This window comes from Mycobacterium sp. TY815 (genome assembly GCF_030755135.1).
In the GTDB taxonomy this organism is placed as follows: Bacteria; Actinomycetota; Actinomycetes; order Mycobacteriales; family Mycobacteriaceae; genus Mycobacterium.
The window spans coordinates 443075-458670 of the sequence record NZ_JAUFRX010000001.1 but is presented as its reverse complement, the minus strand read 5'-3'; the positions used below and the strand labels follow the sequence as shown (position 1 = coordinate 458670).

At 67.9% G+C, this 15596-nt stretch carries 11 protein-coding genes; 2 read left to right on the top strand and 9 right to left on the bottom strand.

The annotated features are described in order from the left end of the window. Window positions 1–146: 146 nt before the first annotated feature. Window positions 147–641 (top strand): DUF2231 domain-containing protein, encoded by a 495-nt coding sequence (locus QXK92_RS01885; protein ID WP_306239982.1) that lies wholly within the window; start codon window positions 147–149, stop codon window positions 639–641. Here QXK92_RS01885 and QXK92_RS01880 read toward each other — a convergent pair. Next, on the bottom strand, window positions 625–2034 hold the full coding sequence (locus QXK92_RS01880; RefSeq protein WP_306239981.1) for a PLP-dependent aminotransferase family protein: 1410 nt from the start codon (window positions 2032–2034) through the stop codon (window positions 625–627). The genes QXK92_RS01885 and QXK92_RS01880 overlap by 17 nt on opposite strands. Before the next feature lie 47 nt (window positions 2035–2081). Here QXK92_RS01880 and QXK92_RS01875 point away from each other — a divergent pair, with 47 nt between their 5' ends. Further along, window positions 2082–2975: an SAM-dependent methyltransferase gene (locus QXK92_RS01875; protein ID WP_306239980.1), complete on the top strand. Its 894-nt coding sequence runs from the start codon at window positions 2082–2084 to the stop codon at window positions 2973–2975. A gap of 11 nt (window positions 2976–2986) precedes the next feature. Here the strand turns inward: QXK92_RS01875 and QXK92_RS01870 are convergent, their stop codons facing one another. From QXK92_RS01870 to QXK92_RS01835, 8 genes are all read right to left on the bottom strand, one after another. Next, window positions 2987–3208: a hypothetical protein gene (locus tag QXK92_RS01870; RefSeq protein WP_306239979.1), complete on the bottom strand. Its 222-nt coding sequence runs from the start codon at window positions 3206–3208 to the stop codon at window positions 2987–2989. Window positions 3209–3230: 22 nt separating this feature from the next. Beyond that, complete coding sequence (locus QXK92_RS01865) at window positions 3231–4091, bottom strand: TIGR03619 family F420-dependent LLM class oxidoreductase (RefSeq protein ID WP_306239978.1); 861 nt, start codon at window positions 4089–4091, stop codon at window positions 3231–3233. After that, window positions 4088–4741, bottom strand: a complete 654-nt coding sequence (locus QXK92_RS01860; RefSeq protein WP_306239977.1) for a PaaI family thioesterase — start codon at window positions 4739–4741, stop codon at window positions 4088–4090. The genes QXK92_RS01865 and QXK92_RS01860 overlap by 4 nt, the downstream gene beginning before the upstream one ends. Beyond that, window positions 4738–7662, bottom strand: coding sequence for a bifunctional [glutamine synthetase] adenylyltransferase/[glutamine synthetase]-adenylyl-L-tyrosine phosphorylase (locus QXK92_RS01855; protein WP_371934530.1), 2925 nt, complete (start codon window positions 7660–7662; stop codon window positions 4738–4740). The genes QXK92_RS01860 and QXK92_RS01855 overlap by 4 nt, the downstream gene beginning before the upstream one ends. A 155-nt stretch (window positions 7663–7817) precedes the next feature. Then, the gene (locus QXK92_RS01850) at window positions 7818–9158 is read right to left on the bottom strand and encodes a glutamine synthetase family protein (RefSeq protein WP_306239974.1); all 1341 of its coding nucleotides are present in this window, start codon (window positions 9156–9158) and stop codon (window positions 7818–7820) included. A 67-nt stretch (window positions 9159–9225) separates the two neighbouring features. Beyond that, window positions 9226–10791, bottom strand: a complete 1566-nt coding sequence (locus tag QXK92_RS01845; RefSeq protein ID WP_306244108.1) for an alpha/beta hydrolase — start codon at window positions 10789–10791, stop codon at window positions 9226–9228. A gap of 196 nt (window positions 10792–10987) precedes the next feature. Next, a complete protein-coding gene (locus QXK92_RS01840; protein ID WP_306239973.1) occupies window positions 10988–12547 on the bottom strand; it encodes an alpha/beta hydrolase in 1560 nt (519 codons plus the stop codon). Window positions 12548–12660: 113 nt separating this feature from the next. Next, window positions 12661–14850, bottom strand: coding sequence for a PE family protein (locus QXK92_RS01835; RefSeq protein ID WP_306239972.1), 2190 nt, complete (start codon window positions 14848–14850; stop codon window positions 12661–12663). Window positions 14851–15596: the final 746 nt, after the last annotated feature.

Here is a 15596-nt window from a genome sequence, read left to right as displayed (position 1 = left end):
CACCATGTCAGAGACGAATTCAATCGTCAGCCCCGCTGGGCAGGCTCGCCAAGAGTCCTTAGTCCCCCACCTGACCCCCACAGTTTCCGCACAGCGACGGCTGACAGGATCGGAGGCCCACCCACACCCCGACGGCAGGAGTCCCCATGACCGTATTCAGCGGGTTGCCGGCGCACGTGCTGCTCGTTCATTTCCTGGTCGTGCTGGTGCCACTGACCGCGGTGCTCGAGATCCTCTGCGCGTTGTGGCCGGCCGTGCGCCGCGGGCAGATCGTATGGCTCAATGTGGCGCTGTCGATCGTCGTCATGGTGTTGACGCCGATCACCGTCGAGGCCGGTGAGTGGCTCTACGATCTGCGCCGCAACCCCGACCCGATCCTGGAGCAACACGCGGAGCGCGGCAGCTGGATGGTCTATTTCGCCGTGGCCCTACTGGTCGTCGCCATCGCGCTGGCCGTGCTGCACGTGGTCGAACGCCGATCCGACGAGCCACGGCGGGTCGCCAAAGCTGCCGTCTCAGTGCTCGCGGTGGTGGTGGGCATCGCGTCGATGATCCAGATCTACCGGGTCGGTGACACCGGCGCCCGCTCGGTGTGGGGCAACGAGATTGCGCATCTGCGTCAGGTCACCAGCAAGAAGTGACAGCCCGCATCAATTGACCGAGATGGTCGAGCGCGCCGGCATATTCGTGCTCGGGCGGGGTGCCGTAGCCGACCACGATTCCTGCGCTACGCGATCCGGCGCCGTGCCAGAACGGGGCCAGACCCGTCAGTGCGACGTTGCGCCTGCGCGCGAGCTGCAACGCAGCGGTCTCGGCGCGATCCGCCGGCAGCGAGATCACGGCGTGTAGTCCGGCGGAAATGCCCTGCACCGCCATCTCGGGTGCGCAGCCGGCCAGGCATTCCACCAGCGCGTCGCGGCGATCGCGGTATCGGCGACGCATGCGCCGCACGTGGCGGTCCAGCGCACCAGACTCGATCAGCTCCGCCAGCGCCAACTGCGCCAACACATCTGTGCCTCGGTCGGCCCGCCGCTTGGCCTCGGTCACCGCCTCGACCAGCCCGCCGGGCACCACCAGCCAGCCCAGCCGCAGCCCCGGTGCCAGGCTCTTGCTGGCGCTTCCGGCGTAGACGACCTGTTCGGGGGCAAGGCCCTGCAGTGCGCCGACGGGGTGGCGGTCATACCGGAACTCACCGTCGTAGTCGTCCTCGATGAGATATGCGCCGCGCTCCGCGGCGATCCGGGTGAACGCGGTGCGCCGGCGGGCGTCGAGCGTCATCCCCAGCGGAGCCTGGTGAGCCGGGGTGAGCACCGCCGCTGCCGCCGATACCGGCCATTCGTCCGGGTTCGCGCCACTTCCGTCGACATCGAGGGGATGGACCGTGAGTCCGGCCGACTCGGCGATCGCGCGGTGGTCGGGAAGACAGGGGTTCTCCAGCGCAACCGATCGGGCACCACGGCAGGCCAGCGCGTCGCATACCAGCCGTAAGCCCTGGGTGAATCCACTGCAGATCACGATGTGCTCGCTGCTGGTGAGCACGCCCCGAACCCGGCCCAGATAGTCCGCCAGTACCGCACGCAGACGCGCGGACCCGCGCGGGTCACCCGGGCCGAGTTCGGCGTGTGCGGTGACGTGCAGAGCGCGCCGCAGCGCACGTAGCCACTCCTCGCGCGGGAACATACTCAGATCCGGACGGCCCAACCGGAAATCAGCCACGACACGCGGCGCGGCAGGTTGGGCGCTGGCACGGGCCGGCGCCAACGAACCCTGTGCCACTTCGGTTGCCGCGCCCGGCCGGGTCCGCAGGTATCCCTCGGCCGCGAGTTGCGAGTACACCTCCACGACGGTTCCGCGGGCGATCTCGAGTTGCGTCGCCAACGCCCGCGAGGACGGCAACCACTGTCCCGGAGCCAGACGACCGTCCCGGATCGCTTGTCGCAGCGCACTTTCCAGCGCCACCCGGCGGCCCCGGCCGGGTGGCAGGTCCAGGTGGAGATCAAGCCCTCCGGGCTCACTGGTCCATGAAATAGACATCGAATTGGACCTTATCGATGAACTGGTTCTTTCGTAAGGTCGCAGACATGACGGCACCCACCGCAACACGTCGACGTCTCGACCGGACGGCAAGCCTGACGGCGCAGGTCAACGCGGCTCAGCGCGCCGCGGAATCCATGCGCCCACCCAGTCGCCGGCTCATCGAGGACCCACAGTCCCGCCACTTCGTCGAGCATCCGGCGTTGCGGGCCGCACTGGCGCACCCGGTTACCGCCGATGCCGCACTTCGGGTGTTCGACCGGGTATGGGGCGGCCTGCACGCCCACATCGCGCTGCGGGTGCGCTACGCCGACGACGCCTGCTCCGCTGCGGTCGACGCGGGCCTCGACCAGCTGGTGCTGCTCGGCGCGGGTTTCGACACCTCCTGCTTGCGGCTCGCCGACGCCGCGGTGACGGTGTTCGAGGTCGACGCACCCGCCACCCAGGCGCATAAACGGCCGGTGGTCGAGCGGCTCGCGCCACGTGCCCAAACAGTCTGGGTATCCTGCGATTTCGAGCACGACGTGCTACACCGGCGGCTGCTGGAGGCCGGCTTCGACCCCGTCCGGCCCAGTCTGATCGTCTGGCTCGGCGTCAGCATGTATCTCACCTCCGAGGCCATCGACGCGACTTTGAGCGACCTGCAGAAGCTCTGCGCACCCGGCAGTCGATTGATCGTCGACTACCTCCGCGACGGTGTCGTCTCGGCTCGCACACCGTGGCCGGGCGCCAACCGCATCACCCGGTTGGTGGCCCGGCGCGGCGAGCCCTATCGCTCCGACTTCACCGAAGACGGTCTCGATGCTCTCCTCGCTCGCCACGGATTCCGATCGACCGAACACATCGGTGTCGCCGGGCTGCTGAGGCGCTACGACCCGGCGAACAGGAGCCGGCTGGCCACCGATGACTGGCTGGCCGTCGCGACGGCGTATCGGCAGTGACGCCGGGAGCCTCAGAATTTGGGGCGATGCGCGATGATGCCGCGGGACATCCGCACCGGGGTTCCGTCCACCACCTCCACAACCTCCAGCCAGGCGCCCGGGGCCACGAAGTGCCGGCTGATGTCCTCGCGCTTCATCGAGATGACCAGCACGCCCGCGTCGGTCACCTCGAAGGTGTCGAAGGCACTGTAGTCACGGGCTTCTCCGTTGGCGAAAACGACCGTGAAAGCCATATTGGGAGTATCGCGGGCGGCCTCAGCCGTCGAGCGCGAGGTCCTCGCGAAAGCGCCGCAGCCCGTCGATCTTCTCGGACAGGGTCGCTTCCGGGCCGGCGTAGAACATCCACGGCATGGTGATGATGCCGGTGATGCCCGCTTCCTCGGCGCGCCGGTAGTGCTCGACGGTGAACGCGTCGGTCAGCGGGGTCAGGATGGTGAAACCCTCCATCGACAAACCGTTTTCGGCGCGCAGCTTCCGCAGCTTGTCCACCGCCTCGATCGCACGTTCGGTGTTGATCAGGTCCCCGATCCACCCGTCGTAGCGGGCGGCGCGGCGCAACGCGATGTCGCTGAGCCCGCCGACGTAGACCGGAATCGGGGGTGGCGTCGGCTGCATCTCCAGGCGCGGCGCGTGGTAGAACGTGCCGTCGAACTCGGTCCAGCCCGGCGACCACAGCTCGCGCATCAGGTCGATCATTTCCTCGGTCCGCTTGCCGCGCGCCGCGAACTGTTCCCCCATCAGCTCGAACTCCTCGCGGCACCAGCCCACCCCGATTCCGAGTTCGATCCGGCCCGACGCCAGAAGTGCCGCGGTGCCAATGGCTTTCGCCGCTGAATACGGATTGCGCATGGCTGGGATGTAGACCGTGGTGACGAACTTCAGCCGCGTCGTGACCTGCGCGAGGGCACCGACGAGCACCCACGGGTCGGGCCAGTCGGTGAAGGGCTGCCAGCGACGCGACCCGTCTTTGGTGTACGGGTAGGGCGTCTGCAGTGTCTCCAGGTTGACGACGTGATCGGGTATGCCCAACCCGTCGTAGCCGAGTTCGTCTGCGGCCTTGGCGATCTCGATGATGTCGGGCGTGTTCAGGAAGGCGCTGCTGACGTAGAACCTCACTGTCCGTTCCCGCCGTCGCGCGCCCATGCCGGTTCGATGAAGACGCCTTCGGATTCGACGGTGATTCCCTCGGCATCTGAAATGAACCCGCGCGCAAACACTTTGACGCCCTCCCTGCGGTCTATCCAGGCTTCGGAGCGCAGCGGACCCAAGGGCGTGCCGCGCAGATACTTCACGGTGATCGTTCCGGTGAACCGTGCCTTGGAGAGGCCCTCGCTGGCCGCCTCACCGAGCATGTGGTCGAGCACCAGGGCGCTGACTCCGCCGTGCACCAGCTTCGGCGGCCCCTCGTAGGCCTGGCCGAGCACGAAGTCGGCCCAGCATCGTCCGCCGCCGTCGTGGTGTACCACCAGCGGGGGCGCGATCGGGTTGCATGCGCCGACGACGGCGTTGCCCAACGGCAGCGGACGGCCGTCGAAGCGGTAGCTCACCCCGACGGGCCGGGTGCGTTGCCGCAGCGACCGGGTGACCGCCTCGATCGCGGCCTGGGCCTGGGCGACGGTGTCGGCGTCGACCTCGGTGCGAACGGTGGCGTCGAGGAGGTCGCGGACGGCGTCGGCCAGCGGTGCGTACAGGGCGGTCACCCGGTCGGCTTCGGGCGCACTGAGCACCTCGAACAGGGCGCCCAGCGCTCCGGCATCCTGGGTCAACTTCCGAACACCTTGCGCACCACGGCTTTTGCCCGCCTTGTCACCCGAAGATAGTTGTCCAAAAATTCGCCGCCGTCGTCGTTGTGCCAGCCCGCCGCCACGGCGACGGCGTTGAGCTGACGCCCCGGCCCGGGCAACTGGTCGGTGGGCTTGCCGCGGACCAGTACCAGGGCATTGCGGGCCCGCGTCGCCGTGAGCCACGCCTGGCGCAACAGTTCGACCTCTTCCTGGTCGACCAGACCGTATTCGGCGATGACATCCAGGGACTGCAGCGTGGACGTGTTGTGCAGAGCCTGGATCTCGTGCGCATGCCGGAGCTGCAGCAACTGAACCGTCCATTCGATGTCGGCCAGTCCCCCGCGCCCCAGCTTCGTGTGGGTGTTGGGATCGGCGCCGCGCGGCAACCGCTCGGACTCGATGCGCGCCTTGATGCGGCGGATCTCGTGCACCGCCTCGGCCGACACGCCGTCGGGCGGGTAGCGCGTCTTGTCGACCATCAGCAGGAAGCGCTGACCCAGTTCCAGGTCACCGGCCACGGCGTGGGCCCGCAGCAGCGCCTGAATCTCCCACGGCTGCGCCCACTGCGCGTAATAGGCCTCGTAGGACGCCAGCGTGCGGACCAGCGGACCGTTGCGACCCTCCGGTCGCAGGTTGGCATCGACCTCCAGCGGCGGGTCGACGCTGGGCTGGCCCAACTGCTTTCGGACCTGCTCGGCGATCGAGTTGGCCCATTTCATCGCGTGCGAATCCGCGGCGCCGTTGGCCGTTTCGCAGACAAACATGACATCGGCATCCGAGCCGTAGCCCAACTCGGCACCACCGAGGCGACCCATCCCGATCACCGCGATCACCGCGGGGGCGCGGCCGTCCTCGGGCAAATTGGCCCGGATCGTCGCATCCAGCGCGGCCTGCAGCACGGCCACCCAGATCGAGGTGAGCGCGGCGCACACGTCGGTGACCTCGAGCATGCCCAGCAGGTCCGCCGAGCCGACGCGCGCGAGCTCCCGACGGCGCAGGGTGCGGGCGGCGGCGATGGCCCGGGCCGGGTCGGCGTGGCGTCCCGCAGAGGCAACCAGCGCCCGCGCCACCGCGGCGGGTTCGGCCTCGAGCAGCATCGGGCCAGAGGGCCGGTCGCCGTAGTTCTGGATCACCTCAGGTGCGCGCATCAGCAGATCCGGCACGTAGGCGGAGGTGCCCAGCACATGCATGAGGCGCTTGCCCACCGTCGGCTTGTCGCGCAACGTCGCCAGGTACCAGCTCTGCGAGGACAGCGCCTCGCTGAGCCGCCGATACGCCAGCAGCCCGGTGTCCGGATCTGGGGCATAGGACAGCCAGTCCAGCAGGCGCGGCAGCAGCACGGATTGCACCCGGCCGCGCCGCCCACTCTGATTCACCAACGCCGACATGTGCTTCAGGGCAATTTGCGGGCCCTCGTAACCGAGCGCGGCCAGCTGACGCTCCGCCGCCTCGGACGTCATGCGGCCGCCGACGATCTCCAGCCCGGCGTGGCCGATCGACTCCAGCAGCGGCTGGTAGAACAGCTTGGCATGCAGCCGGGACACCCGGACGTTCTGGTGTTTGAGTTCCTCGCGCAGCACCCCGGCCGCGTCGTGGCGGCCGTCGGGCCGGATGTGCGCGGCGCGCGCCAGCCAGCGCACCGCCTCCTCGTCTCCGGGCTCCGGCAGCAGGTGGGTGCGCTTGAGCCGTTGCAGCTGCAGCCGATGCTCGAGCAGCCGCAGGAACTCGTAGGAGGCGATCATGTTCGCCGCGTCCTCGCGGCCGATGTAGCCCCCCTCGCCCAGCGCGGCCAGCGCGTCCACCGTGGACGCGACATGTAGTGATTCGTCGCCGCGTCCGTGTACCAGCTGCAGCAGCTGGGCGGCGAACTCGACATCACGAAGGCCACCGCTGCCGAGCTTCAGTTCGCGGCCGCGGATGTCGGCGGGCACCAGTTGCTCCACCCGGCGCCGCATGGCCTGCACCTCGGAGACGAAATCCTCACGCTCGCACGCCGTCCACACCATCGGCGTCAGCGCCTCGAGGTAGCGCCGGCCGAGTTCGGCGTCACCGACCGCGGCCCGCGCCTTCATCAGCGCCTGGAACTCCCAGGTCTTCGCCCAGCGCTGGTAGTAGGCGATGTGCGACTCGACCGTCCGGACCAATTCACCGTGGCGCCCCTCAGGGCGCAGCGCGGCGTCCACCTCGAAGAACGCCGACGACGCGAGCCGCATCATCTCGCTGGCCACCCTGGTGGTGATCGCGTCCGCGCGCTCCCCGACGAAGATCACGTCTACGTCGCTGACGTAGTTCAGTTCGCGCGCACCGCATTTACCCATCGCGATGACGGCCAGCCGGGGTGGGGTGCGGTCGCCGCACACCGACTCTTCGGCCACCCGCAGTGCCGCGGCCAGCGCGGCGTCGGCGGTGTCGGCCAGCTGCGCGGCGACGGTGACGAACGGCAGCACCGGCTCGTCCTCGACCGTCGCGGCCAGGTCGAGTGCCGCGAGCACCAGCAGCTGGTCGCGGTACACCGAGCGCAGCCGGTGCACGATCGTGCCCGGCGCACCCGAGCATTCCTCGACGCAGCGCAGGAAGGTCTGGTTCAGCTTCTCGCGGCTGGGCAGTTTGACCTTGCCGCGCAGCAACTTCCAGGAATGTGGGTTGGCAATGACATGGTCACCCAGCGCCAGCGAGGAACCCAGCACGGCGAACAGCCGACCGCGCAGGCTGCGCTCGGTGAGCAGCGCAATGCTCAGCTCGTCCCAGCCGATGTCAGGGTTCTCGGACAGCCGGACCAGGGCGCGCAGTGCGGCGTCGGCATCGGGGGCACGCGAGAGCGCCCAGAGCAGATCGACGTGCGCCTGGTCGTCGTGTTTGTCCCAACCCAGCTGCGCCAGCCGGTCGCCCGCGGGCGGATCCATCAAGCCGAGCCGGCCGACGCTGGGCAACCTGGGTCGCTGCGTCGCGGGCTTGGTCACGACTCCCGCCGACGACGATGCATCGCGAAGCGATGAGAAGGAGTGGCGCCCACGATACTGACGGTAGCGCAACCGCTCCGGCGTGATTGCCGCCCGGGTTACAGCGACAGGTAGGAGCGCAGCTCGAATGGTGTGACGTGGCTGCGGTAGTTCTCCCATTCGCTGCGCTTGTTGCGCAGGAAGAAGTCAAAGACGTGCTCTCCCAACGCCTCCGCGACCAGTTCGGACGCCTCCATGGCGCGCAGCGCGTTGTCCAGGCTGGACGGCAACTCGCGGTAGCCCATGGTGCGGCGTTCCTCGGGCGTGAGGTCCCAGACGTTGTCCTCGGCCTGCGGGCCCAGCACGTAGCCCTTCTCCACCCCGCGCAGGCCGGCGGCCAGCAGCACCGCGAAGGCAAGGTAGGGGTTGCACGCGGAGTCGGGGCTGCGCACCTCGATCCGCCGGGAGGACGTCTTGTGCGGCGTGTACATCGGTACCCGCACCAACGCCGAGCGGTTGGCCGCGCCCCAAGACGCAGCGGTGGGGGCCTCGCCGCCGTGCACCAGCCGCTTGTAGGAGTTCACCCACTGGTTGGTCACGGCACTGATCTCCGAGGCGTGCTCGAGGATCCCGGCGATGAACGACTTACCGACCTCCGACAACTGCAGCGGATCGTCGTCACTGTGGAAAGCGTTGACGTCGCCTTCGAAAAGGCTCATGTGGGTGTGCATCGCAGAACCCGCGTGCTGGCCGAACGGCTTGGGCATGAACGTGGCCCGCACACCTTCTTCCAGCGCAACCTCTTTCATGATGTACCGGAAGGTCATCACGTTGTCGGCCATCGACAGCGCGTCGGCGAACCGCAGGTCGATCTCCTGCTGACCGGGCGCGCCCTCGTGGTGACTGAACTCCACCGAGATACCCATGAACTCCAGCGCCTCGATCGCATGGCGACGGAACTTGGATGCCGACTCGTGCACGGCCTGGTCGAAATACCCGGCGTTGTCGATCGGAACGGGTTCGGTGCCGTCCTCGGCGCCCGGCTTGAGCAAGAAGAACTCGATTTCGGGGTGCACGTAGCAGGAGAAGCCGAGGTCGTTGGCCTTTTGCAGTTGACGGCGCAGCACGTGGCGCGGGTCGGCCCACGACGGCGACCCGTCGGGCATGGTGATGTCGCAGAACATCCGCGCGGAGTGATGGTGGCCGGTCCGGGTGGCCCAGGGCAGCACCTGGAACGTGGAGGGATCCGGGTGCGCGACGGTGTCGGACTCCGAGACGCGTGCGAAGCCCTCGATGGAGGACCCGTCGAAGCCGATGCCTTCCTCGAAGGCGCCCTCGAGTTCAGCCGGCGCTATCGCGACCGACTTGAGGAATCCGAGCACATCCGTGAACCACAGCCGCACGAAACGGATGTCGCGCTCTTCCAGTGTGCGCAGGACGAATTCCTTCTGCCGATCCATACCCGCACACTAGGCACGCTCTGTTAAATCCGTGTTACCGATGCCACGCCAGACACGTTGCGGATACTCAGGCCTGACAGCGAAGGTTCGGCGGTGGCAGCGTCAAATCCAGGAAGTAACGCACGATCACGCTGTCCACACACTGGTTGCCGTCAAAGACCACGGTGTGCTGGGTCCCGTCGAAAGAGATCAGCGAGCCGCCCAGTTGCCGGGCCAGATCCACGCCCGCCTGGTAGGGAGTGGCCGGATCGTGGGTGGTGGAGACCACGACGACCTTGCCGGGCGGGGCCGGCGACGCGGCATGCGGGGCCGAGGTCGCCGGCACCGGCCACAGCGCGCAGATGTCGCGCGGGGCGGCGCCGGTGAATTGGCCATAGCTCAGGAAGGGAGCCACCTGACGGATGCGTTGATCCGCTGAGACCCAGGACGCGGGATCTGTCGGCGTCGGCGCGTCGACACATCGAATCGCGTTGAACGCATCCTGACCGTTGTCGTAGTGACCCTGTTTGTCGCGGCCGTTGTAGTCGTCGGCCAGCAACAGCAGGTCACCCGCGTCGGTTCCGCGCTGCAGTCCCAAAAGGCCGCTGGTCAGGTACTTCCAGTGCTGGGGCGTGTAGAGCGCGTTGATGGTGCCGGTGGTGGCGTCTGCGTAGCTCAGGCCGCGCGGATCGGACGTCTTGCCCAGCCGGGTCGCCAGCGGATCGATCAGGGCGTGGTAGCGGGTGACCCACTGAGCCGGATCCGTGCCCAGCGGGCAGGCCGTCGATTTGGCGCAGTCGGCCGCGTAATCGTTGAAAGCCGTTTGGAATCCGGCCATCTGGTTGACCGTCTCGTCGATGGGGTTGATCGTCGGGTCGATGGCACCGTCGAGCACCATGGCCCGCACATGGGGCGCGAACCGCTCGATATAGGCGGTTCCCAGCTCAGTGCCGTAGCTGTAGCCGAGGTAGTTGATCTGCTCGTCGCCGAGCGCCTGCCGCACCATGTCCATGTCGCGCGCGGCCGACGCGGTGCCGGTGTTGGCCAGGAACGGCAGTCCCATCCGTTCGGCACAGTGCTGGGCCAGCTCGCGGTACACCTGCTCGATGTGGGCCACCCCGGTCGGGCTGTAGTCGACCATCGGGTCGCGCCGGTAGGCGTCGAACTCCACGTCCGAGCGGCAGCGCAATGCCGGTGTCGAATGACCCACTCCGCGTGGGTCGAATCCCACCAGGTCGAAGTGCTGGCTGATCTCGGAGTTCTTGAGATCGGGCGCCATGCCCACCACCATGTCGACGGCCGAGGCTCCGGGTCCGCCGGGGTTGACCAACAGGGAGCCGATCCGCTGACCGGTCGCCGGGACGCGGATCACGGCCAACTTCGCCTGTGCCCCAGTGGGTTTGTCGTAATCGACGGGAACCGACACTGTCGTGCAGCGCGCGGTGGGGATGTCTGCGGTGTCGCCGACGAATGCGTTGCAGGGACCCCAACTCTGTTGCGGGGTCGTGGCGGCCGCGGGGACCTGGGCCTGACCGGTGCCGGTGTCGGGTTCGGGGGTCGCTGCGGCGAGCGGGAGTGCCGACGACTGCAGAAGAACCAGTCCGGACGACAACAGCGCCGAGCTCACCAGTCTCAGGCGCAACATGGCGGAAATCGTCTCACTTCAAATAGGCCGGTTGGACGCGGAACAATTACGCCTTGGTCACTAATCGATACGGACGGCGCGTCGCGCCGGGTGTCGCAGGGGACGGCGCGTCTGGCCGGGTGTCGATCTCCCAGCGCCTTGCGCCGACTGTGAATTTCGCGACCGGACACGCCGACGGGTCGTCGCAGACGTCACAGTGGACAGGTCAGCAGGTCGCGCCACTGGGTGGTGTGGTGCCGTTGATCAGATAGGACGTGATGTAGTCGTCGACGCAGTTCTCGCCCTGGAACACCACCGTGTGCTGGGTTCCGTTGTAGGTCAACAGCGAACCCTTCAACTGGGAGGCCAGGTCGACGCCGGCCTGGTACGGCGTGGCGGGGTCGTGGGTGGTCGATACGACGATCGTCGGAGCCAGGCCGGGTGCGGAGACGGCGTGCGGCCGACTGGTCGGCGGCACCGGCCAGAATGCGCAGGTGCCCAGCGGGGCGTCGCCGGTGAACTTGCCGTAGCTCATGAACGGTGCCAGCTCCCGGGACCGGCGGTCTTCGTCGATGACCTTGGCGCGATCGGTGATCGGTGGCTGGTCAACGCAGTTGATCGCCACGCGGGCATCGGTGGAGTTGTTGTAATGCCCCTTGGAATCGCGGCGCATGTACATGTCGGCCAGCGCGAGCATCGTGTCGCCGCGTTGTTCGTCGGCCAGCTCCTTGAGACCGTCGGTCAGGTGATGCCATAGGTTCGGCGAGTACAGCGCCATGATGGTGCCGACGATGGCATCGCTGTAGCTCAGTCCGCGCGGATCCTTGGTCTTCGCCGGGCGGCTCACCGCCAGGTTGTCCGGGTCGACCAGCGGGTCGACCAGGTTGTGGTAGACCTCGACGGCCTTGTTCGGGTCGTTGCCCAGCGGGCAGCTCGAGTCTTTGGCGCAGTCGGCGGCATAGTCGTTGAACGCGTCCTGAAATCCCTTGGCCTGCCGCAGGTCTGCCTCGATCGGGTCGGCGTTGGGGTCGACCGCGCCGTCGAGGATCATGGACCGCACGTTCTGCGGGAAGGCCTCTGCGTAGGCCGACCCGATGCGGGTCCCGTACGAGTAGCCGAGGTAGCTCAGTTTCGCGTCGCCCAGCGCCTTGCGGATGGCGTCGAGGTCCTTGGCGACGTTGACGGTTCCCACATTGGCCAGAAAGTTCTTGCCCATCTTGTCGACGCAGCGCTGCACGAACTGCTTGGTCTCGTTTTCCATGCGGGCCACCCCGGCCTGGCTGTAGTCGACCTGGGGTTCGGCCCGCAACCGGTCGTTGTCGGCGTCGGAGTTGCACCAGATCGCCGGGCGCGAGCTGGACACGCCGCGCGGGTCGAAGCCGACCAGGTCGAACCGTTCGTGCACCCGCTTGGGCAGGCTCTGGAAGACGCCCAGCGCGGCCTCGATTCCGGATTCGCCGGGACCGCCGGGGTTGATGACCAGCGAGCCGATCTTCTCGCCGCTGGCCGGAAACCGGATCAACGCCAGCGACGCCACGTCACCGTCGGGGTGGTCGTAATCGACGGGTACGGCGAGCTTGCCGCACATGGCGTGGCCGGGAATCTTCGCGTTCGGATTCGAGCTGCGGCACGGCGTCCACACCACGGGCTGGCCCAGCCGCGGCTCGGACATGTGCGCCTTGCCGGCGACGACGCGCACACAACCCGTCAGGACCAGCACCACGGAGGCCAGCGCGGTCCAGATCAGCAGCGTGCGCGCGAACTTGTCGCGGCGAGTTGGGCACATGGCACCATATGCTGCCAGAGCCGACACAAGACGCAGGTTAGCGGCCGATTACCGGGCGCCGAGCAGCATCAGATACGGCGCACCGTTTGCCGCGGAAAATCGACAGACTTTGATCACGATCGTCCATCGTGTCCTTTGCCCCCGAGGGCGGAAACCGTTCCGCCGCCGCTACCTCCGTTACCGGCTGTGGCGCCGTTGCCGCCGGGGTTTTGGGGTGGGCCAGCGGGGAGGCCGCCTGCCCCGCCGACCGATCCATCCTTGCCCGGAAGGCCACCATTGCTGTTGAACGTGGAGGAGTACGCACCGCTCCCGCCACCGCCACCAACGCCGTTTCCGCCAGTTCCGCCGACGCCGCCGACATACGTCTTGGTTGCCGTTTGAACATTGCCGCCTTCTCCGCCATTGCCGGCGATGCCGCCAGTGCCGCCACCACCGCCACCACCGGCCGTCATACTCCCGGTGCCTTGAGTCACACCACCACCGCCACCGCCGCCACCGGTCCCGGCAGATGTCAGGGTTCCGCTACCGCCGGTGCCTCCGGCGCCGCCGGCGGCAAAGCTCGTATTGCCGAGGAGGCTGACAAGCGCTGAACCGCCGGTGCCGCCGGTGCCGCCGCCACCGCCCAGACCGCTGCTGCCGCCACCACCGGTACCCGTGCCGGCACTACCGCCTATGCCCCCAGCACCTCCGCCACCACCGCCCCCGGCGACGATGGAGATCGTCGGGTCGTAATTGTCGCCACCCCTGCCGCCGTTACCGCCACTCCCGCCGATGCCGCCAGTGCCGTTTGTCCCGCCGTTAGGTGTGCCGCCGCCGGCGCCTCCGGCCCCGCCGTTACCGCCATCACCGCCGTCGCCGCTGAACGTGGTAACGATGGCCGGGCTCGCGTCACCGCCGGCCCCGCCCTGGCCACCGGCGCCGCCGTGACCGCCCGTACCGCCTGTTCCGCCTGCAAATGCGTTGCCCCCCTTGCCACCGACTCCGCCGTCGCCACCGGTGCCACCGAAAGGTTTCACACCGCTGTTCTGGCCGGCCGCCCCGGCACCACCATCACCGGCGTCGCCGCCGGTACCGCCGATCCGGCCCGCACCGCCCGCACCGCCGTCACCACCTCTACCGCCATCCAGCGCGACACCCGTGGCGGTCGTACCGCCGGCGCCACCGCCGCCGCCATGACCCCCGTTCCCACCGACACCCGCCAAGCCTGCCGCCCCAGCGGATCCCAGAACGGCGGACCCGCCCGCACCACCCAGGCCGGCGTCACCACCGGCTCCGCCGTTGCCACCAACGCCGCCCGGTATTCCGAATGCGGCACCGTTGACTCCGGCAAGGCCGTCGCCGCCCAGACCACCGTTGCCGCCCGCGCCGCCCGCGCCGGCGGTGCTGAACAATCCGAATTCACTGCCACCGGCGCCACCCTGACCCCCCGCACCACCGACGCCACCGGCCAAGCCGGTCGTTGCATTGCCCAACGCGCCCCCGCCGCCTACGCCACCCGCGCCGCCCGCACCGCCGCCCCAACCGATCAGTGTCCGGCCGGCACCACCAGCGCCGCCCACTCCGCCGGTACCCCCGGCACCCGTAGGGCCGGTGCCTGCGCCGCCAGCGCCGCCGACACCACCGGCTCCACCGAAACCGCCCAGGTACCCGCCGGCGCCCCCGCTGCCGCCGACCCCGCCGGAGCCGCCACCCGGCCCGACGCCACCGGCACCACCTGCACCACCATTGCCGAAGAGCAGCGCGGAGCCGCCTGCTCCCCCGCTGGCGCCGGTACCACCGGCCCCACCGGCACCACCGTTGCCGAACAGGCCCGCAGCCCCGCCGGCCCCGCCAGCCTGCCCCGGCGCGGCACCGGAACCTCCATTGCCGCCGTCTCCGTACAGCAGGCCCCCGGCGCCACCGGGCTGACCCGGCGCACCATTTGCGCCATTGCCGATGAGCGGACGCCCCAACAAAGCGTTGGTCGGCGCGTTGATCACACCCAAAATAACGTCTTCGAACGTCTGCAGCGGCGATGCCGCGGCGGCCTCGGCGCCCGCGTAGGCCAGCCCCGCAGAGCTCACCGCTGCCGCGAATCGCTCGTGAAACAACGTCGCCTGCGCACTGAGAGCCTGGAACTCCTGACCGAATTCGCCGAACAGGTTCGCGACCGCCGCCGACACCTCATCTTGTGCGGCAGCGGCGATCTGCGTTGTCGAGCTGGCCGCCGCCGCTTTGGCCTGCCCGATCGTCGTCATGACGCGGGTCAGATCAGCAGATGCCGCGCTGATGTCTGCGGGTAAGGCCAACACGAAAGAGGTCATCGGGAGTTTCCCTTCGCCAGGCTCAGCTCAAAGCTGAGCACATTCTCAATCGAGTCGGCACTTTACTCGATGAACTGGGAAATGATGCGAGAAAAATTCATTTTATTTTGTTCAACTCGGACGGCCTCTTCGTTTGCGTTCAAGAATCGAAGATAGGTACTCCAACCTGCGCTTTGATGCCCATGAATACATCACAATGGGTCAATTTACCCAGCCCAGTCTGTACACCACATATTCAGATTCGACTGGCATCGATAACGGCAGGTGGCCAATCCGAAAGGACCCTGTTGACCCGCCATCATGCGATTCTGACCGGCGGCTTTTGCCTCGACATAGCAGCAAGCCAGGCGACAGACTCTGCGACCGATTGGTGCGGTCGTACCGAAAAGGCTCCCGGCAGGTAACTTCGCGCAATTTCGCTTTCAACGCCCAGTCCGGACATAGACACAGGCCGGAGCAAGACGTTTCCCCCTGAGCGGCGGCGTGAGAACCGACCAGCAGATACTCAGACGTCATGTATTCAAAGCAGCGCGGTAGCGACTCTCCATTCTGCACCCGGCCATGCGGGCTGCTGGTGCGATTCTCTTATATCACCCGTTGCGACGGGTCGACAACGAGAACGGCCGGCAATTCGAACCGAATTCCCGCTCCTCCGAAGACCAACCGAGGCCGAGGATTGGCTCCATCGGCTGCGTCCGGTCGGCTGCGATCAAGACCCGTGGCGCACCACACGATGCATCGATCTT